Origin of the sequence: Mycobacterium sp. MS1601 (assembly GCF_001984215.1) — a bacterium.
Taxonomy (GTDB): Bacteria; Actinomycetota; Actinomycetes; order Mycobacteriales; family Mycobacteriaceae; genus Mycobacterium.
Genome location: NZ_CP019420.1, coordinates 5,696,112 through 5,715,673, shown reverse-complemented (window position 1 = coordinate 5,715,673; position 19,562 = coordinate 5,696,112). Strand labels below are relative to the sequence as shown.

At 64.7% G+C, this 19,562-nt stretch carries 20 protein-coding genes; 11 read left to right on the top strand and 9 right to left on the bottom strand.

The window, feature by feature from the left end; translation table 11 throughout:
* The first annotated feature begins 61 nt into the window (after window positions 1–61).
* The gene (locus BVC93_RS27390; RefSeq protein WP_083740156.1) at window positions 62–640 is read left to right on the top strand and encodes a TetR/AcrR family transcriptional regulator; all 579 of its coding nucleotides are present in this window, start codon (window positions 62–64) and stop codon (window positions 638–640) included.
* An 11-nt stretch (window positions 641–651) separates the two neighbouring features.
* On the opposite strand, the gene BVC93_RS27385 is transcribed toward BVC93_RS27390, so the two are convergent.
* From BVC93_RS27385 to istA, 3 genes are all read right to left on the bottom strand, one after another.
* Window positions 652–1,659 carry a helix-turn-helix domain-containing protein gene (locus BVC93_RS27385; protein WP_083740155.1) on the bottom strand — a complete coding sequence of 336 codons (1,008 nt, stop codon included), beginning with the start codon at window positions 1,657–1,659 and terminating at the stop codon, window positions 652–654.
* Window positions 1,660–1,848: 189 nt separating this feature from the next.
* Window positions 1,849–2,661 (bottom strand): IS21-like element ISMyma9 family helper ATPase IstB, encoded by an 813-nt coding sequence (gene istB / locus BVC93_RS27380; protein WP_083737386.1) that lies wholly within the window; start codon window positions 2,659–2,661, stop codon window positions 1,849–1,851.
* A complete protein-coding gene (gene istA, locus BVC93_RS27375) occupies window positions 2,661–3,878 on the bottom strand; it encodes an IS21 family transposase (protein ID WP_083740980.1) in 1,218 nt (405 codons plus the stop codon). Before istA ends, istB begins: the two co-directional genes overlap by 1 nt.
* Before the next feature lie 314 nt (window positions 3,879–4,192).
* Here istA and BVC93_RS27370 point away from each other — a divergent pair, with 314 nt between their 5' ends.
* On the top strand, window positions 4,193–5,632 hold the full coding sequence (locus BVC93_RS27370) for an LLM class flavin-dependent oxidoreductase (protein ID WP_083740154.1): 1,440 nt from the start codon (window positions 4,193–4,195) through the stop codon (window positions 5,630–5,632).
* Window positions 5,633–5,687: 55 nt separating this feature from the next.
* Complete coding sequence (locus BVC93_RS27365) at window positions 5,688–6,209, top strand: flavin reductase family protein (RefSeq protein WP_083740153.1); 522 nt, start codon at window positions 5,688–5,690, stop codon at window positions 6,207–6,209.
* 406 nt (window positions 6,210–6,615) lie between these two features.
* On the opposite strand, the gene BVC93_RS27360 is transcribed toward BVC93_RS27365, so the two are convergent.
* Genes BVC93_RS27360 through BVC93_RS27345 form a run of 4 tightly spaced genes read right to left on the bottom strand, consistent with a single transcriptional unit; the run spans window position 6,616 to window position 10,878 of the window.
* Window positions 6,616–7,959 (bottom strand): MFS transporter, encoded by a 1,344-nt coding sequence (locus BVC93_RS27360; RefSeq protein WP_197687519.1) that lies wholly within the window; start codon window positions 7,957–7,959, stop codon window positions 6,616–6,618.
* 53 nt (window positions 7,960–8,012) lie between these two features.
* Window positions 8,013–8,738, bottom strand: coding sequence for a glucosamine-6-phosphate deaminase (locus BVC93_RS27355; RefSeq protein WP_083740151.1), 726 nt, complete (start codon window positions 8,736–8,738; stop codon window positions 8,013–8,015).
* The gene (locus BVC93_RS27350) at window positions 8,735–10,105 is read right to left on the bottom strand and encodes a 6-phospho-beta-glucosidase (RefSeq protein ID WP_083740150.1); all 1,371 of its coding nucleotides are present in this window, start codon (window positions 10,103–10,105) and stop codon (window positions 8,735–8,737) included. Before BVC93_RS27350 ends, BVC93_RS27355 begins: the two co-directional genes overlap by 4 nt.
* Window positions 10,102–10,878 (bottom strand): DeoR/GlpR family DNA-binding transcription regulator, encoded by a 777-nt coding sequence (locus tag BVC93_RS27345; RefSeq protein WP_083740149.1) that lies wholly within the window; start codon window positions 10,876–10,878, stop codon window positions 10,102–10,104. The genes BVC93_RS27350 and BVC93_RS27345 overlap by 4 nt, the downstream gene beginning before the upstream one ends.
* A gap of 175 nt (window positions 10,879–11,053) precedes the next feature.
* On the opposite strand from BVC93_RS27345, the gene BVC93_RS27340 reads away from it, so the two are divergent.
* The 5 genes from BVC93_RS27340 to BVC93_RS27320 are packed head-to-tail and all read left to right on the top strand — an operon-like array spanning window position 11,054 to window position 16,218.
* Window positions 11,054–12,016, top strand: coding sequence for a carbohydrate kinase family protein (locus BVC93_RS27340; RefSeq protein ID WP_083740148.1), 963 nt, complete (start codon window positions 11,054–11,056; stop codon window positions 12,014–12,016).
* Window positions 12,013–13,365: an extracellular solute-binding protein gene (locus BVC93_RS27335; RefSeq protein WP_083740147.1), complete on the top strand. Its 1,353-nt coding sequence runs from the start codon at window positions 12,013–12,015 to the stop codon at window positions 13,363–13,365. Before BVC93_RS27340 ends, BVC93_RS27335 begins: the two co-directional genes overlap by 4 nt.
* Window positions 13,362–14,303 carry a carbohydrate ABC transporter permease gene (locus BVC93_RS27330; RefSeq protein ID WP_192860118.1) on the top strand — a complete coding sequence of 314 codons (942 nt, stop codon included), beginning with the start codon at window positions 13,362–13,364 and terminating at the stop codon, window positions 14,301–14,303. The genes BVC93_RS27335 and BVC93_RS27330 overlap by 4 nt, the downstream gene beginning before the upstream one ends.
* Window positions 14,300–15,124, top strand: a complete 825-nt coding sequence (locus BVC93_RS27325) for a carbohydrate ABC transporter permease (RefSeq protein ID WP_083740146.1) — start codon at window positions 14,300–14,302, stop codon at window positions 15,122–15,124. The genes BVC93_RS27330 and BVC93_RS27325 overlap by 4 nt, the downstream gene beginning before the upstream one ends.
* 23 nt (window positions 15,125–15,147) lie before the next feature.
* Window positions 15,148–16,218, top strand: coding sequence for an ABC transporter ATP-binding protein (locus BVC93_RS27320; protein ID WP_083740145.1), 1,071 nt, complete (start codon window positions 15,148–15,150; stop codon window positions 16,216–16,218).
* 67 nt (window positions 16,219–16,285) lie between these two features.
* Here BVC93_RS27320 and BVC93_RS27315 read toward each other — a convergent pair whose 3' ends face one another.
* Together BVC93_RS27315 and BVC93_RS27310 are read right to left on the bottom strand one after the other, a co-directional pair.
* Window positions 16,286–16,681, bottom strand: a complete 396-nt coding sequence (locus tag BVC93_RS27315) for a hypothetical protein (protein ID WP_083740144.1) — start codon at window positions 16,679–16,681, stop codon at window positions 16,286–16,288.
* An 82-nt stretch (window positions 16,682–16,763) separates the two neighbouring features.
* On the bottom strand, window positions 16,764–17,240 hold the full coding sequence (locus BVC93_RS27310) for an SRPBCC family protein (protein WP_083741400.1): 477 nt from the start codon (window positions 17,238–17,240) through the stop codon (window positions 16,764–16,766).
* Window positions 17,241–17,308: 68 nt separating this feature from the next.
* Here BVC93_RS27310 and BVC93_RS27305 point away from each other — a divergent pair, with 68 nt between their 5' ends.
* From BVC93_RS27305 to BVC93_RS27295, 3 genes are all read left to right on the top strand, one after another.
* Window positions 17,309–17,908, top strand: a complete 600-nt coding sequence (locus tag BVC93_RS27305) for a class I SAM-dependent methyltransferase (protein WP_192860430.1) — start codon at window positions 17,309–17,311, stop codon at window positions 17,906–17,908.
* Window positions 17,909–18,013: 105 nt separating this feature from the next.
* A complete protein-coding gene (locus BVC93_RS27300; protein WP_083740143.1) occupies window positions 18,014–18,556 on the top strand; it encodes a hypothetical protein in 543 nt (180 codons plus the stop codon).
* On the top strand, window positions 18,553–19,554 hold the full coding sequence (locus tag BVC93_RS27295) for an NAD(P)H-quinone oxidoreductase (RefSeq protein WP_236950144.1): 1,002 nt from the start codon (window positions 18,553–18,555) through the stop codon (window positions 19,552–19,554). Before BVC93_RS27300 ends, BVC93_RS27295 begins: the two co-directional genes overlap by 4 nt.
* The last annotated feature ends 8 nt before the right edge of the window (window positions 19,555–19,562 follow it).

The window sequence follows — 19,562 nt, the reverse complement described above, 5'->3', positions numbered from 1 at the left end:
CGCAGTCCGACTCCACTGTCCGACGACCGGAGGTGGGTATCGCCTCAGTTATGGTTACTCGATGAGCCGTCAAGCCGAGATCAGCGCTGAAAGCCGGTCACGGCTGTTGACCGCCGCCTGGGAGTTGCTCGCCGAGGGCGGATCCCGAGCGACGACGGTGCAGGCCGTCTCCGAACGCGCCGGTATCAGCCGCGGCTCCATCAGCTGGCACTTCGGATCCAAAGAGGGTCTGATCGTCGCCGTGGTCAACAACGCGTTCGACGTTCTGGCAGAGAACATCTGCGCTGTTTTCGAGTCGCCAGGTCCGCGCGGTTGGGATGCGGTGCTCGACGCGCAGTCAGTCGTGCTCAGCGACGATCGGTTCCGCATCTTCGGTACGCTCGCGCTGGAAACCGTCACCGAAAAAGGGCCGGTGGCGGAGGCATTCGTCGAGGGACACAGGCGAATTCGCGACCTGTACGCCGACTACATCGGCCGCTACGGTCTGGTGTCACAAGGTGTGCAGCCCGTCGACGCGGCCACCGCGCTGCGGGCGATGACGCTGGGCCTCAACATCCATCGACGTTTCGACGGCGAAACCATCACGCTGCGGCAGGCATTCGACGCGCTTCGGTCCGTCACCGTGCCTCGGTTGGCGTGAGTACTCACCGATCAGAAGGACGAACGGACGCTGCCATCGCCTGCGGCAAGCCGATATTCCGTTGGCGTACAACCTAACTCACGCTTGAATGTCCTGGTCATATGCGAGCTGTCGCAGTAGCCCCACCGCGCGGCGATGTCGGACAGGGAACGCAAGCTGCCGGGGGTCTCGAGATCGGCACGGGCGCCCAGGAGCCTCTCCTGTTGGACGCAACCGGCGAAGGTCACACCCTCACTTTCAAAAGCCCGGTGCAGCGTGCGCACTGATATGGAGAGTCGACGGGCGGCCTCGGCGGCGGCCACCCGTCCGAACGGCAATGCCTCGCGGATGTATGCACGTGATGCCCGCACCACCGCAGGATTGACACCAACTCCGTCGATCAGATTGCCGGCACTGACCTGCTCGGCAACGGAGCCAGCCAGCGTATGCGCAAAAGCCACGCCAAGAATTCGGGCGGCTTCTTCGCTGAGTTCGTCGCGCTCGGCCCACAGCGTGGTCATCAAGCTGCCGACAGCAGCGCCGTCACCCTTGGTTCCGCTGATGGGTACGGCCGTCTGTGCTTTCGTCTGCGACGCTTCCGACCACTGCGAATGAGGTATTCGAAACGACAGGACCCGCCAGGGCTGCCCCGTCTCGGTCTCGCGGTACTCCTGGGTGAACGGACGTCTGGCATCAACGAGGCTGAAAGAACCTGGGCCGACGATGGACCTCCTGTCGTCCTGCTCCACCAGACAAGAGCCGGCCACCTGCAGATTCACGAACAGAACGTCGTCATTGGCTCTCGCTATCTCACGGCGGCCATGGCTCAACAGCTGGGTACACGATTCGATCTCAGCTGTGTTCACGGTGCCGAGTGCAGAGGATCTGACCCAACCCGGCACTCCGACGGGCGATGAGCTGCCTTCGCGGTGCGCAGAGCGGCGAGTCGGTTGCAGCTTGGTGAAGGCTTGGCAAACCACGTCCGCCCAGTAGTTGGATTGGTCGTCGGCCGTCAACCCCTCGGTTGTCCAGTAGCCCATCTCAACCTCCTCCCGCCAACCTCCCCCGCACACGATTCCAGGCGCTCTTGGCGCCGTGGTTTCGCATTGTTACCGCAAGGTTCGGCTTTCCGCACGCGTTTCGACTTATGGATGTGCGGGCCCGGTGACCTGCAGTGTCGGCTCCGGTTGAATTCTGAGCAGCCTGCTCCGGTCGAAAAGTGAGCAGGTTTACGGGGTTGAGTCTGCCTGACGATCGGCTTCTACGGAGGGCAGTGACTCGATCGCGGTGTGTTTGATGCGGTAACTGGCGCCTTTGAGGGCGATGACGTCGGCGTGGTGGACGATGCGGTCGATCATCGCTGAGGCGATGGTGGCTTCGCCGAAGACCTGTCCCCAGCGGGAGAACGGCAGGTTAGAAGTCAGGATGATCGACGACTTCTCGTATCGGGTCGAGACCAGTTGGAAGAACAGGTTGGCCGCTTCGGTGTCGAACGGGATGTAGCCGACCTCGTCGATGACGATCAACCCGTAGCGCGAGATTTTGCGCAGTTCGGCGTCGAGGCGGTCGATGCGGTGCGCTTCGGCCAAGCGGGTGATCCAGCCGGTGGCCGGGGCGAATGCGACCCGGTGCCCGGCATGGGCGGCCGCGATCGCCAGCGCGGTCGCCAGATGGGTTTTGCCGGTGCCGGGCGGGCCGAGCAGGACGATGTTGCGGGCTTCAGCCAGCCAGCCCCCAGCCTCGAGTCGAGCGATCTGGGCGCGGTCGACGGCGGGTTGAGCGGTGAAGTCGAAATCAGTGATCGTCTTGATCGCCGGAAACCCGGCGTACCGAATCCGTTGTCGAGCACCGGATTCTGCACGAGCGTTGGACTCCACTGCCAACACAGCACCCAGGTAATCTTCCAGCGACCAATTCGCCGCCCGGCCCTGCTCAGCGAGGCGGTGATAGTGCGCGGCGATGCGCGGGGCTTTGAGCAGACGGGATTGGTGGGCGATCAGTTTGTCGGCCTCACCGGGTGCCGGGGTGCGTTTGGTGGCCATCAGGCGACCTCCCCGGTCCCGAACAGCGTGTCGTAGGCGCTCAAGTCAGCGACTTCGACGTCGACCTCGAGGTGAGCGCCGGCGGCGGGTCTGGTGCGGAACTGTTCGCGCAGCACCGCCGCTGCGGCCACATGCTCAGGGTCAGTCAGCAGTCCAGCGGTGCCCCACAGGCGTTCATGATCAGCCACACAGCGATCCCCGCAGTGGGCGACGATGCGATCCAAGCTGGCCCGCACGGTGATCATCCGGCCGATCACCTCCGGATGCATGGAGTAGGCGTTGCCGCCGAGGCTGACGTAGTAGTCGCGGCCCAGCCGGGTGGTCACCGTCGTGCCGGTGACCGGAGCCATCGGCGGCAACACCGCCATCGACGCTCGGTCGGCGACGAGCGCATCCGCGGGAACCATCCGAGTGATCGCGTGGGTGCGCCGGTTGGCGTAGGTGGTCAGCCAGCCCAGCAGTTGGGCGTTGAAATCTGCCGGCGAGGCGAAGGTACGTCCCGGCAGAAAGGACGTATCGAGGTAGCCGTTGGCTCGCTCGACCACCCCTTTGGTCTCCGGGTCATAAGGCCGGGCCTGGATCAGCCGGGTGCCCAGCACACCGCAGAACCCGGCCACGCCCTGGGCCAGGCGGCGGCGTTGACCGATACCGGACTCGTTGTCCCACAACAAGCTCCGAGGCACACCGCCGAGCTGAGTGGCGATCAACTGCCACATCCCCGCCAACAAATCCCCGGTGACCCGCGACGGGACCATCACCGCAGCGATGAACCGTGAATAGGCGGCCACCATCACCAACACCGGAAACGACCGCAACACCCCAGCGTGATCAGGAACGAGGTGCCCAGGAAACCACAGATCGCACTGCACCTGTTCGCCAGGCAGATGCACCAACCGGTCACTGGGATCGACCGGGGCGTACTCCGGACGAATCCGAGCGACGTTCTCGGCGAACCAAGAATGTCCGCCAGACCACCCGACTCGCTCAGCGATCACCGTCGCCGGCATCAACGGGAACTCCGTGAGCAGAGCACGCACGGCCAACTCGACCTGCGCCCAGGCCGAGCCCACCACCGGCGCCCGTTCATACCGAGGTGGTGCATCCGCCTGTACTGCCTTGGCCACGGTGTTGCGGGACAAGTCCAGCCGCCGCGCGATCGCCGCCTTCGACAGCTTCTCCGACCGATACAGCCGGCGAATCTCCGCCCAATCCTCCACAGTGATCACTCTCCAATCGAAAGGTGAAGTGCTCACTTTTCGACCGGAACTACCTGCTCACTTTTCGACCGGAGCTGACACTGCAGTTCACGCCCGCGGAACTGCCTGGCAACGAGAAAGTACATCTGGCGCGCTGGTCCAAGAGACCTGTCGCATCGATCCAAGCGTGACTCTGGTCACGCACGGACGATTTACGTATCGGCCCAGCCGACAGGCACGACGCAGTGGCTGAAGGGCTCGGCCCGCGGTCGAAGGACGCCCGTTGGGACCGATGCCCACAACATTGATGGCTCACGTATGAAGGAAGATCTGCCATGGCGCACGATGCAGGAGCTCCCCGTAAGAGACTCATTTTCAACGCGTTCTCGATGAACGTGGTCTCGCACATCTATCACGGTCTGTGGCGGGATCCGAGAACGACTCAGATGAACTTCGACGACCTGTCCACGTGGGTGGAGTTGGCCAAGATCTTGGAAGCCGGGAAATTCGACGCGTTGTTTCTTGCCGACGTGATCGGAATCGACCCCGCCTACAACGGCAGCTGGGACACCTACGTCAAGGAAGGTCTACAGATACCGTGCAACGACCCCAGCGCGTTGTGTTCGGCCCTGATCGGAGTGACCGAACATCTCGGGTTGACCTTCACCAGTTCGATTCTGGCCGAGCATCCGTTCACCTTCGCACGCAAAGTGGCCACCATGGACCATCTCAGCAAAGGGCGCATCGGCTGGAACATCGTCACCAGTGTGTCGCACAATGCGGCACAGAACTACGGGTTCGACGAGATCGTCTCGCATGACTCACGTTACGAGTGGGCCGACGAGTACATGAAGGTTGTCTACAAGCTCTGGGAGGGTTCCTGGGACGACGGCGCTGTCTTGGCCGACCGGGCAAACGGTGTCTACGCAGATGCATCGAAGATCCATCGCATCTACCACGAGGGCCAGCGATACCAAGTGCTCGGACCTCATCTGACCTCGCCGTCCCCGCAACGGACTCCCGTGCTGTATCAGGCTGGTTCCTCCAAAGCCGGCCGTGATTTCGCAGCGCGCCATGCCGAGGGGACCTTTGTGGTGTTTCCATCGGTTGAAGGGGCCCGCAAGGGCATTGCGGAACAGCGAGCCCTCGCCGAGGCGGCCGGTCGCCGAGCGACTGATCTCAAGTTCATCCAAGGCTTTTCGTTTGTCGTCGGTAGCACTGAAGAGGAAGCCTGGCGCAAGTCGGCGGCGATCGATGAGATGGTCAGTTATGACGGTCTGGCCGCGCACATCAGCCGTGACATGGGCATCGATCTGGGCGCTTTCGATCCCGACATGCCGATCGAACAGACCGACGCGTCCGGTGTCCAAGGCTATGCCCGCATGTTCGAGGACGCGAATCCCGGCAAGAAGGCCAAAGTGTCGGATCTGGTGGGCGCCCTGTCCTACAACACCCGCATGGTTGGCACCCCGGAGATGATCGCCGACGAGCTGGAAAGATGGCAGGACGCCGGTGTCGATGGTGTCAACATGATTGCTCAGTACTTCCCAGACTCCTACCGAGACTTCATCGAGCACGTGATCCCGGTCCTGCAAGAACGCGGGCTGGCCCAACGCGAGTACAGCGACGGCACTCTTCGAGAGCGGCTTTTCCCCGAGATCGGTCCTCGACTGCCTGACCGCCACACGGCCGCGTCCTACCGCGGGGCCTTCGAGCGCTCCGACGAGAAGAACGCCACCAGCACAGGCGTTAACTGGTCGAAAGCCGCTGTCTAGGCGCCGCATCGAGCCATCCCCCACTGAATACACACTTCGACTCGATGGGCCACCGATGCCGAACACAGCTTTTCTCGATCTGATCGACTGCACGCAGGACGACGTCAACCTCCGGGAAACCTTCGCTCACTTCCCGTCCGGTATCGCCGCGCTATCAGCCATCATCGACGCAGAGCCACGAATTGTGGTGGCATCCTCCTTCCAAGTCGGCATTTCGGCGCAGCCGCCACTGGTGATGTTCGCTGTGCAGCACACATCAACGAGTTGGCCGAAGCTTCGGCTCGCTCCTCGTGTCGGAGTGTCCGTTCTGGCCGAGAAGCACCGCGGCGTCGTACATCAGTTGAGTTCCCGCACCGTGGCTGATCGGTTTGCAGGTGTCGCGACCACCACCACAGCATCGGGCGCTCATCTGATCGACGGCGCCGCAGTACATTTCGAATGTCACCTCAATGCCGAGATTCAAGCAGGCGATCACACGATCGTCCTACTGCAAGTTGCGGGAATGCGCCACTACCCCGACACCAATCCGCTGGTGTGGCACGGCTCGTCACTGCGCACTCTCGCCCCTGCCGAATAACTCACTTCCGTGTCCGTCAGAATCTCCGACTGTTCCCAGGAGGATCATGTCCAGATCACTTGCTTGCCGTGTCACTCTTGATCATCCCCGCCTTGTCATCGGGGTGCTGGAGCTCACCGATCCCGTCGTCGCGGCGAAAACGATCAGCGTGCAAGCCAAGGACTTACAACAGGCCCAGCGCGAGTCGCGGCGCCTGCTCCAAGAATTCAGAGCCAAGTTCGAAGAACCGGCGTCAGCAATGCTCGATATCACCGTTCATGTTGCCGAGAGCGCCAGAGCTGCCCGGCGGCAGATAAGTGAAGCTGTGTCAACCATTTCCGATGGCGTCACCTATGTCGGCACCGCGGCCGGCTTGGCGGGGTTGATCGCAGATATCGGCATCGCAGGGGTGGCCGACGGGGTGACACTACGGCCGGCCATCCCGGACTCGGTCACGATGTTGACCCTCTTGGCGCACGACGTTGTTCCCCTCCTCGAGCGCCGCGGGATTCGCACTCGCCCCGACGCCGTGGCTCAGATCCGAAATCTGACGGAACGGGTGAGGACGCCGTGTTCGACCATCGCGATCGCCGTCTAACAATTCCGACGCGCGGGCGGCACTGGTACGTCGCCCTTCTCGGATCACCATCGCCATACCGAGCACCCAGAACGGCACCTGCACCAGTTCCGCCCACCGAAAGGCTTCCAGGGTGTAGTCGTCACCGCCATGGGACTGCAGTCGCAACGCCCAGCCCATGAGCAGGATGACAAGAACGCTGGACAGAAAACCGGCTCCGTTGACGATGCCGGTTGCGGTGCTCAGCCGGTATGGCGGATTGTGATCGCGAGCGATGTCGAAGGCCACCATCGATCCGGGGCCGCCGACACACAGGGCGGCCGCAAGCAGCACCAACAACGTCAACGGCGCCGGCCCGGAACTGCCGAGCACGGCCAGCCAGGCTGCGACCTGCACGGCTACCACGACGCCGACCAGAGCCACTCGCCGGTGCGGCCATCGCGCCGACAACCCGCCGATGAGCGGCGCGGCCAGGATGCCCACCAGGACGTAGACCGTGAACAGCCCCTGGGCGGTTGTGCTGGCCAGCCCGAGCCCACCCACCAGGAACGGGTAGCCCCACAGCACCGCGAAGGTATTGCCGGCGAACGGTGTGACGAAGTGCGTCCAGAATGCCAGCCGGGTTCCGCGTGCCGCCCATGCCTGCGACAGCCGAGTTCGCATGGGGACCGCCTGGACTCGCTCGTGGCGGTTCTCGCGCACCACGACGAACACCAGTACCGCCACCAGTGCCGACGTGCCGGCCAGCGCCAAGAAGCCACTGGCCCACCCGGCGACGTGCACCAGTGCCGCGAACGGGATGACGCTGATGAGTTGGCCGAACTGCCCCAGCAGGCCGGTGGCCTGCACCGCGACCGGTGCGAACCGGCGCGGGAAACGGATCCCGATGACTCGCAGCACGCTGGGGAAGATCATCGCGTCACCGGCGCCGAGTACCACCCGCGCTGCGATGCCAACGGCAACGTTGGGCGCCAACGCCAGTACCACCGACGAGAAGGCCAGCAGTGTCATCCCGACCGTCAGCACCACCCGTGGCCCGAACCGGTCCAGCGCGAGTCCGGCCGGAATCTGCATTACCCCGTAGACGGCAAGCTGCAGGACCGCGAACAACGACAGCGTCGCGGGATCGACTGCGAAGTGCCCGGCGGTGTCCAGCCCCAGCGCGGCCAGTGAGGTGCGGCTGGTGATCGACACGGTGTACGCCGCAATGCCTGTACACCAGACGGCCACAACACCGGTTGTCGAATTCACCGGCGTTCGGTGCTCAGCTCCGCGGCGGCGGTCGGATCGAGGGTGATGTGGACATCCGGGTGCCGCTGCAAGATGCTTGCCGGGCACGATTCGGTGACCTCACCCAGCATGGCGGCCACCGCTGCGGCCTTGCGCCCACCGATGGCGACCAACTCGATCCGCGCGGCGCGCATGATCGTCGCGAGCCCCTGCGTCTGGCATTCGGTGGGGACGTCTTCCAGGCAGCTGAAGAAGCGGGCGTTCGCGCGGCGGGTGGAGTCGGCGAGTGTGGCACGGTGCGTGATCGCAGCGAAGGACGTGCCCGGTTCGTTGAACCCGATGTGCCCGTTCTCCCCGATGCCGAGAAGTTGAATGTCGACCCCGGCCGCGGTGACAGCGGCCTCGTAGTCGTGTACCGGGCCCTCGGGAACATGCAGAGTCGCCGGATCTGCACCCAGCGGTGCGATGAGCACTCGCTGCAGCACCGAACGATAACTCTGGGGATGTCCTACCGGCAGACCCAGGTATTCGTCGAGCGCGTACCACTGGACCGCGGACACATCCAGGCCCGCACGGACACGTCGGGCCAACGCCAGGTAGACCGGTTCCGGTGACGAGCCGGTGGCCACACCTATCACTGCCTCCGGTTTGTCCTCGATGACAGCAGCGATCCGCGCGGCAACCCGTTCACCGACCGCCGCGGAGTCCGGCGCGATGTCGATGGTCCTGGTGGGACTGGTCATGCAGGAACCATGCCGAGCACCGCGGCGATCGCCGGATTTGCCGCCGTGTAGCCGTCGAGCAACTGACGGGCCACCGTCACAGAGTCCACCAACGGATGTAGCGCGAACGCCTTGAGCGCCTCGGCGGGCGAACCGCTGACCGCCGCCGCGATCGCGTGCCGCTCGACCGCCTTGACCTGCTGCATGAGCCCGAGCTGGTGCAGGTCTGGCTGACTGGACAGCGACAACGGGTGCACTCCGTTGGCGTCGACCATGGTGGGCACTTCGACGACAGCGTCCTCGGGCAGACCGGCGACGGTGCCGCGGTTGCGGACGTTGAGGATCATGGTGGCCTTCTCGTTGCGCGCGATCGAGGTCATCACCCCGAGCGCGACGCCCGCATAACCGAGGTGGGCCGGGTCGGCCTCGTGCTCGCGCTCGGTGGACGGGGCACCTTGTACCCCGCCCTTGGCCTCAGCCATGTAGCTGGCACCGCGCTCGTCGACGGCGGCCGACCACACCCGGGCGGCGTTCGGACCGGCCGCGGCGGCCTCGTCGAAGAACCTGCTCTGCGACTCCAGCAGGAAGTCTCCACGGGTCTGGGGGGATTCCAGGATGCGCTGCACCGCGTCGCGGTTGAAGTAGTAGTAGTACAGGTATTCGTTGGGGATCAGACCCAACTCCCGGATCCAGTCGGTCCCGAAGACCAGTGCTTCCTCCATCCGACTCAATCGGGGTTCGTCGGCGAGGAGTTCGGGGAGCACGTCGCGGCCACCGACCAGGACGCGGCGCATCCAGCCGAGGTGATTGAGCCCCACGTAGTCCATCTGCACCCGGGTGTGGTCGTGGCCGAGCGCTTTGGCGACCCGGCGACCCAGCCCCGACGGTGTGTCGCAGATGCCCAGCGCGCGGTCGCCGAGCACGCTCTGCAGCGCCTCGGTGATGATGCCGGCGGGGTTGGTGAAGTTCAGGAAGTACGCTTCCGGTGCGACACGGCGCACCACGTCGGCGATGTCCAGCATCACCGGTACGGTGCGCAGCGCGTAGGCGATTCCGCCGGGGCCGGTGGTCTCCTGGCCGAGGACGTTGAGGTCCAGCGCAACGTGCTCGTCGCAGCAACGTCCTTCGACGCCACCCACCCGGATTGCGGCGAAGACGAATTGTGCACCGGCAAGGGCGGGTTCGAGTTGGGTGTGCGTGCTCAGCACCGGCACATCGGCAAACCCTTCGGAGAGTTGGCCGAGGATCGCCGTCATCGTGGCCAGCCGGGACTCGTCGACGTCATAGAGCGCCACCTCGGTCACCCGCGGGAAACCTTGGTCGCGGACGAGCGCCTGCCACACGTAGGGGGTCCGGAATCCGCCGCCGCCGAGGATAGTGAGCTTCATGCGATGATCACCTTTCTGCCGGCTTCCCGGCTGTTTTCGAGTTCTTGTGCGGGTGCTCCCGGTGTCGTGATCAGTACGTCTACTTCGTCGAGGGCGCACAGGCGCATGGCGCCGGTCCCGGGGAATTTGAGTTCGCTGGCCAGCAGCACAATGCGTTGTGACGCCGCGATCAGCGCTTGCTTGATCGGCGCTTCCACCGCCATGTTGTCCACCACTCGTCCCCCGCGGACACCGGTGCAGCTCAGGAACATGGTGTCGGCGCTGAGTTGGCCGATGACCTGCTCGGCCAGCGGACCGACCAACGACTGGTAGTTACGCCGCAACACCCCGCCCAGCAGCACCAGTTCGACGGCGTCATCGTCGCGGAGCTCATCAAAAACCGCCAGGTTCGAGGTGATGACGGTAACCGGGCGGCCCCGAAGCGCGCGGGCCACCAACGGTGTGGTGGATCCGATATCGAGCACCACGACCTCGCCGTCGGACACCAGTTCCGCAGCTTGATGGGCCATCCGCTGTCGCAGATCGGCGTCAGGAGACGCATCGGTTCGCAGCGGGTCTTCGATCACGCCGGAGTCGGTGATGTTGGCTCGACTGCCGGTGGTGAGGATGGCGCCGCCATACATCCGCTCCAGACGGCCTGCCCTGGCGAGGATGTCCAAGTCGCGGCGAATGGTCGACTCACTGACGCCCAGGGATTCGGCAAGGTTGCCGACGGTCTGACCACCACCGGCGAGTGCGGCCAGGATCCGTTCGTGACGCTCGGCGAAGAACATGCCGTCGATCGTATACCGAACTTGCTCGACTTTGCATGACTCTGACTACTTCTGACGAATTTCCTCAAAATAACCCGCGAGTGACCCTGATGAAACATGATTGACATCCATGGGCTCCAGAGTTGCACTCATCAAACGATCAAACTCAGTCAACTTTGATAGGAGGTGAGCGAGTTTGACAGACGTCCTGGTGGTCGGGCGCATCTACAGCGACCTGATCTTCACCGGTGTCCACGCCCCCGCTCCCGGGGCCGAGGTGCTGGCCGACGGTTTCACGATCTCCCCCGGCGGCGCGGCCAACCGAGCCGTCGCGGCCGCCCGCCTTGGTGCTGACACCGCACTGCTCAGCGAGTTCGGTGACGACCCCATCGGCTCCATCGTCCAGCGCAGCCTGCATGACGAATGCGGCCTCGACCTGAGCGCCACCGCAACTCGTCCCGGCCATCAGATCTCCATTTCGGTTGCCATCACCGACGGCCACGACCGTGCCTTCGTCACCTACCAAGCCGACGGCGACCTACCGGAATGGCCCGCAGACCGCCCCTGCCGGGTCGCACATCTGGGCTTGGCCGGAGACCTGCCCGGCTGGGCCGTTGACCTCCGGCGCAACGGAACCACCCTGGTCGGCGGGGTTGGTTGGGACGCCTCCGGTGAATGGTCGCAACGCCTGCTCGATCGCCTCCGCGATGTCGACGTCGTCATCGTCAACGATGTCGAGGCGCTCGGGTACACCCGCGCCGAAACGGTCGACGACGCCCTGGACATCCTGGCCCGGTACGTCGACACCGCGATCGTGACGCTGGGTCGCGCCGGTGCCATTGCCGCGCAGGGCAGCACTCGAGTACAGGTGCCCGCGCTGTTGGTGCACGCCGTCGATCCGACCGGCGCGGGTGATTCCTTTGCCGCCGGATTCATGGCCGCAACCGCGTGGGGTTGGGATCTCGAACAACGTCTGCGGCTGGCCGCTGCCGGTGCCGCCTGCACCGTCCGGTCTGCCGGCGGCGCCGCCAGCGCTCCCCGCCCCGAAGACATCGCCACATTGCTCGACCAATGCCACGCCGACGAAGGCTGGGCATTCATCCGCCGGTGGACCCGGCGACACCACAGTGCAGTAACAGAAGGAGTCCTGTCGTCATGAGAAGTTCACTACGCACCGTCGTGGCAGCCGCGGCTGCCCTGGTGGCGCTCAGCGCCTGCGCACCGGGGCCCTCCGGCTCGTCGGAGGGCACGCCAGCACCCACCGGTGCGGTGTCCACGGACGTCGCCGCCGCGGGCGACGTGACGTTGAAGGTATGGGATCAGAACACCGATGGCGGCATCGTCACGGCTCAGGAGCAGCTCAACGCGGCGTTCGAGAAGAAGTACCCGAACGTCAAGATCGAGCGCACCGCCCAGTCGTTCAGTGATCTGAAGACCACTCTGAAACTCGCGCTGTCCAGCAACACCCCGCCCGACGTCATCCAAGCCAACCAGGGTTACCCGGACATGGGCGCGTTTGTCTCCGCAGGAATGCTGCGCCCGATGACCGACTACGCCGAGCTGTACGACTGGACCTCGTACTACCCGGAAAGCCTGCTGAAGCAGAACAGCTTCAGCCCCGATGGCAAGACCTGGCAGGGCGACACCCTGTTCGGGGTGTCGCAGACCGGTGAGATCGTCGGCGTCTACTACAACCGCGCCAAGCTAGAGGAACTCGGACTGGCGGTCCCCACCACGCTGGCCGAGCTCGACAGCGCGATGGACGCCGCCCACGCCAAGGGAATCCTGCCGCTGGCGTTCGGCAACCTGGAGAAGAGCCCGGGCATCCACCTGTTCGGTGTCACCCAAGCTGCCATCGCCGGACCGGAAGCAGTCTCCGAGCTGGTCAGCGGTCAGGGCGGGGCCTGGACCGACGCACCGACTGTGCAAGCGGCCCAACAAATCTCAGATTGGTCCAAGCAGGGGTACCTGACCCCAGGCGCCAACGGCGTGTCCCGCGACGACGCCATTGCCGCCTTCGCCAAGGGGGATGCACTCTTCACCATCACCGGCACCTGGAAAGAGCAGGACATGCGCGACGCGATGGGAGACAATGTCGGCTTCACGACGCTGAGCACCCCCGACGGCAAGCCGTCGACAACCGGCGGGCAGGGACTGGCCTGGGCGATCACCTCGAAGTCCGCGCACCCGGACGTGGCTGCGGCCTACATCGACTTCATCACCAACGCCGCGTCAGCGAAGGTCCTGGTCGACACCGGCAACCTGCCGACCGTCCTGCCTGCCGATTACCAGCCGGCCGCGGGCACCCTGGCCGCCGACGTCGCCACCCAGTACCGCGACGTGCAGAAGGCCGACGGCACCGTGCCCTACCTGGACTACTCGACGCCGACCTTCTACGACACGCTGACCGCTGCTGTCCAGGAACTGGTTGGCGGGCAGAGCGATCCCAGACAGTTCACCACGACGCTGCAGACCGACTACGCAGCGTTTGTGAACAGTCGAAAATGACGTCGGTTCTGTCGAGGGTTGTCGTGCGCGCCGCTGATTCCGGGCCCGTTCCGGGGACCACCCCGAGGCGTCGTCGCCGGCGCCTGGTCCCCTACCTCTACGTGGCCCCGGCGTTGCTGGTGTCAGTGCTGTTCCTCGGGGTGCCGATGGTGCAGACCGTCCAGTACTCGTTCTTCAACTGGGACGGACTGGGTGCGTCGACGTCTGCGGGAATTGCCAACTACCTCAGCATCTTCGGCGACGAACAACTGCGGGACTCGTTTCTGCACGCCGGGGTGTTGATGCTGTTCTACGCGGCCGCGCCCGTTGTGCTCGCACTGTTCCTGACCGCCCTGATCTCGCGGTCGCACGCGATGGCGTCGATGTCGTTCTTCCGGACGGTGCTGTTCCTGCCGCAGGTGATCGCCTCGGTGGTGGTGGCCACCATCTGGGTGTCCATCTACTCGCAGAACGGGTTGCTCAACCAGACACTGCGGGCGGTTGGCCTGGAGTCGCTGTCGCGGGTCTGGCTGGGCGACCACAGCACTGCGCTGATGGCCATCGGGCTGGTCGGCACCTGGGTGAACGTCGGACTGTGTCTGGTGCTGTTCCTGTCCGGTATCGGCAACATCGCCCCGGAGCTGTTCGAGGCAGCCCGCCTCGACGGCGCCGGCCGCGGCAGGGAGTTCTTCGCGATCACGCTGCCGGCACTGCGCGGCCAGATCGCCGTGGCGTTGACCTTGACTGTCGTCTCGGCGCTCAAGACCTTCGACCTGGTCTACATCACCACCCGCGGCGGCCCTGGCAACGCCACCACCGTACCCGCGTTCGAGGCCTACAACCGGGCCTTCAACACCGGCCAGGTCGGACTGGCCGCTGCGGTGGCCGTCGTGCTGACACTGGTCATCATCGCGGTCACCGTGCTGATCAACCGCATCGAACCCAAGGACATCTCGTGACACTGTCCCGGCGCGAACGCATCATCAACCAGATCATCCTCGGCATGTTCGCAGCATTCGCGGTGGTGCCACTGATCGGAGTGTTGCTCTCCTCGTTGACACCGGCCAAGGAGAACACCGGCGGGTTCGCCATCCCGTCGCACTTCGCGTTCGACAACTACGCGCAAGCGTGGACCCGCGGCAACTTCGCCACCTACCTGACCTCCAGCGTGCTGGTGGCATCCGCCGTCGTCGCGCTGACCGTCGTGTTGGCCATCTTTGCCGGATTTGCCTTCGCACGAATGCAATTCGCCGGCTCGTCCATTCTGTTCTACGTACTGCTGATCGGGCTGACACTGCCGGCTGAGGCATTCATCATCCCGCTGTACTTCAACATGCGCACGGCCGGGCTGACCGACTCCTACCTGGCCCTGATCTTGCCGCAAACGGCACAGTCGTTGGCGTTCGCGACCTTCTGGATGCGCAACCAGTTCCGCACGTTCCCCGGCGAGATCATCGAGGCGGCGCGGCTCGACGGCGCTCGCGACCTGAAAGTGCTGTGGCGGGTGATGGTTCCGGCGAGTATCGCACCGATCATGACCATGGCCGTGTTGATCACGATGTGGACGTGGAACGAATTCCTGCTACCGCTGGTGATGATCGTCTCCGAGGATCGCCGGACCGCCCCCTTGGGCCTGGCATTTTTCCAGGGTCAGCATCTCACCGAATATTCATTGCTGTCCGCCGCCGGCGTCATGGTCGCTCTACCGATCGCCGTCTTGTACTTCGCGCTGCAGAAGCGCTTCATCAGCGGGATGGTCGGCGGCATCTCCAGCCGCTGACCCACTAGTAAAGGAAGATACCCATGGCCGCAGTCCGTTTCGAGAATGCACAGCGCCACTACCCCAAGGCCGACCGACCGGCGGTGGCCGGCATCGACCTGACCATCGCCGACGGCGAATTCATGGTGCTGGTCGGTCCGTCCGGGTGCGGTAAATCCACCACACTGCGGATGCTGGCCGGACTGGAAGAGGTGACCGCGGGCCGCATCTTCATCGGCGACCAGGAGATCACCGACGCGGCCGCCAAGGACCGCGACATCGCAATGGTGTTCCAGAACTACGCCCTGTACCCCCACATGACGGTGGCCCAGAACATGGAGTTCTGCCTCAAGAACGCCCGGATGCCGAAAGCGGAGCGGCAGCGCAGGGTACGGGTTGCCGCCGAGACTCTGGGACTCACCGAGTACTTGGCGCGCAAACCCAAAGCGCTGTCCGGCGGTCAGCGGCAGCGGGTCGCGATGGGCCGGGCGATCGTGCGCAACCCACAGGTGTTCTGCATGGACGAACCACTGTCCAATCTCGACGCCAAGATGCGGGTACGCACTCGCACCGACATCGCCAAGCTGCAGCGCGAACTCGGCGTGACCACCGTGTATGTCACCCATGACCAAGTTGAAGCGATGACGATGGGCGATCGGGTGGCTGTCATGCGCGACGGCGCGCTGCAGCAGGTCGGTACCCCGATGGACCTCTACGACCGACCTGCCAATGTGTTCGTCGCGGGCTTCATCGGCTCACCGGCGATGAATCTCTTCGAGGCTCATCTGGCAGACCGAAGCGTGACCGTCGGCGAGCACTGTCTGGCAGTCGGTCCGGGCGTGGTCGACCAGGCCCGCGGTCCGGTGACCATCGGCGTGCGCCCCGAGTCGTGGCGCCGTGTCGGTCCCGGCGACGGCATGCCGGTGCAGGTCTCGGTGGTCGAGGAACTGGGCTCCGATGCCTTCGTGTACGGCACCGCGGTCGCCGGCGGGCACGACGTGATAGTCCGGGTCAGCGGCCGTGACCATGCCCGGATGGGTGACATCATCCACGTCACCGCGGCGGCGCAGGACATCCACGTCTTCGACACCGCCTCCGGCGAGCGCGTCAGCTGAGCCCTGGCCGACGAATCGACCCAGGCTCGGTCCACACTGTCGGAGAACGCCGCCGCGGATGAGCAGATCAGAACGCGTGGACGTCGTCGATGCTGACGAACATGCCGTGGCCCGTGCGATCGTCGGTGAACAGGGTGCCGGTCCGATCTGGATAGATGGTCCAGTTTCCGCTATGAAGTGTGGTGCCGTAGTTCATCACGGTAGTCGGGTTGTCGACGGCGAGGTTGGCATCCTGCCACTGCACACGTCCGTCCCCTGTCGTGATGGCTTGGAACTTGGCGCCGGGTTGCGTGAACGCGCCCTGGCACACCACTACGTCGTGGCCCAGTTCGGCGATGGTCGAATCCGGGGTGACGGTGCACAACACCCGCCCCGACTGGGTGGCGTAGTTGTCAGCGGCGGCCACGGGCGCAACGATCAACGCGGTGACGACCAGCGCGGTGGCCAGCAGGCACTTCTTCACGGACTCTCCTCGGTCGGGACGGGTAGTTGCGGGTACGACCCTTCCGCGGAGGCCTCCTCGAATCCTTGGGAGATTCTTGACGTCAGGAAGCGGTCTCGGCCGCCAGCCGCGCGAGGGTGTCTTCCAGCTGCTCCTCGGTGACCAGCGGGAACTTCACTTTCTCGAGCAGCTTCTTGTCGGTGACCTTCGACCAGTCGTAGGTGTGGCGCACAAGTGTTTCATTCGGTCCCTGAGATTCCAACTCCCACAACCACTCCCAGCCGGGAGGCTCGGTGCCGGCGGGAGCGGTCTTCCAGGCCAGCAGTTTGTCCTTCGCGTAACCGGACACGTGGTTGTCGGTCTTGTACTCGCCACCCATGTGGGGCCCCTGCATGTTCATGGTGAACACCTCGCCCACCTTCTGGATCCGATCGGCGTGTTCCACGCTGCGGATGAAGCCCGATCCGTCCAGCGTCTGGTGTCGCTGTGGGTTGGACAGGACGTCGAAAACCGCGTCGACGGGTGCGGGAATGATTCGTTCGACAGTGACCTTGGTGTTGACCTTGGCGTCGTTGCTCATGCCTCCACCCTGCCGAAACTCCACCGCCTCAGCAACGAGGCTGGTCATCGGCGATAGTGAGCAACGTGATGCAACCCGGATACGAGGTGCTTGCCCAGCGGTATGCCGCGATGTTCCCCTCGGCGTATCAGACCTCTGTCGAACAGCACGCCGTCGCCGCGTTCGTCGAAACGATCGAGCTGGAGGGCGTCGTCCTCGACGTGGGCTGCGGCCTCGGACACGTCACCGCCGATCTGGCGCGACACGGACTTCACGTCGTTGGATGTGAGCCCAGCCCCGCGATGCTGGCCATAGCCCGCGACACATACCCTGATCTGATCTTCCTCGAGACAGACGCCAGGCTGGTCGGGGCGCCCCGACCGATCGCTGCGATCCTGGCCCGATTCAGCCTGATCCACATCCCGCCAGACGAGCTGGCCGAGATTTTCCTTCGCTGGGCCCACCTGGTTGGCCCCACCACGCCGGTATTGATCGCAATGCAGTCAACAGACACTCCCGGCCCGGCCAGGCCGTTCGACCACGCGGTGGCCCCAGCCTGGCGCTGGCACCCTGACGAACTGAGCCGGGTGTTGACCGAGGCGGGGTTCGACGAAAGGTGGCGCATCGTCAACCGTCCGGACACCGTCCATCGCTTCCCCGGCGTGCACCTTCTGGCTCGCCGCCGCTGATCTGGGTGCTGGCACCACCCGAGGGTTCACGTCACCGGCATTGTCCGCCGTGGCCTGTCACGTCGATGCTTGAGAAGTCAGGAGAGATCTACAACAGGAGGCGAAATGAGTACCGCCGTTCGCGACGATCTGGTCCTCTCACACGCTGTCATCACCGCTGACGTGGAGGCGCCTTTCGCAAGAGTCGACATCGCCCAGTGGCTGAAAACCCTTCCCACACACGAGTATCAACGCTGCGCACCGGGTGACCACAAGGCCGCCGGCTACACCGTCGACGACGACGGCACGCCCATGTCGATCAACATCGAGATGATCGGCACCGGACTGGTGGTCCAGCAGTACCGATTCGAGGTGGCCGAAGCGCACTACTGCAAGATGGTGTCGCTGTCCGACGTCCTGACCCCAGCGGGATGGACCACGACACAGGTGATCTGGGAGCTGCGGATGGAACACCTCGACGATGGCCGGTGCCGCTACACCAACACAGTGACCTCCCACCCCACCGAGGATTTCCTGACATTCGTTGCTGCGCAGGGACAGTCGTTCGAGGAAGCGGCCAAGGCCCGTCAGGAGGCGTCGAGTCGCCACTGCGAGGTCGAGACGCCACGCTACGCACAGTCCATCGCCAACTGGGCAGCCCGGCAGTGACCTCGGCGATTCTCTTCGAGGAGCCCGGTCCACCCGGGGTCCTGCGCTGGACACCGGTGCAGGCGCTGGCACCCGAACCCCACGAAGTGGTGATTTCCGTAGCGGCTGCCGGGGTGAACAATGCCGACCTGATGCAGCGGCGCGGCCACTACCCCGTGCCGCCATCGGCACCACGCCCATTGGGGCTGGAATGCGCAGGCGTGATCACCTCCGTCGGTGCTCAGGTGACAGCGTGGTCACCCGGCGACCACGTATGTGCATTACTCGACGGTGGCGGTTATGCCGACGAGGTGGCCGTGCCAGCCACCCAGGTGATGCGGGTTCCCCAGGGCCTCAGCCTCATCGAAGCCGCCGCGGTTCCCGAGGTGGCAGCCACCGTCTACTCCAACCTCGCCATGGTCGCTGGACTCACCAGAGGCCACACCGTACTCATCCACGGCGCGGGCGGCGGCATCGGCACCTTCGCCATCCAGTGGGCCACTGCCATCGGAGCCCGCGTCATCACCACCGCGGGCAGTGACGCCAAAGTGCAGGCCGGCCGTGACCTGGGAGCCGATACCGCGATCAACTACCGCACCCACGACTTCGTCGCCGAGACACTGGCTGCCACCGGAGGGCGTGGCGTCGACGCGATTCTGGATGTGGTGGGGGCGGACTATCTGGGACGCAACGTGGCGTGCCTGGCGCCCGACGGACACCTGGTGATCATCGGCGGTTCCACCTCTGCCACCCCGTTGGACATCGGACTGTTGATGTCCAAACGCGCCAGCGTGAGTGCCACAATGCTGCGGGCCCGGCCGATCGTTCAGAAGGCCGCGATCATCGCCGGGGTCACCCGTGACGTCCTGCCCCTGTTCGAAACAAAGGCCGTACGCGTGGTCGTGGACACGGTGATCCCGATGGCGCAGGCTGCCCGTGCCCACAGGTTGCTGGAATCCAAGGGCACTGTCGGCAAGGTCATTCTCGAGAATCAGAGCAATCTGGCGCGCTGCGGGTAGAGAGGAAG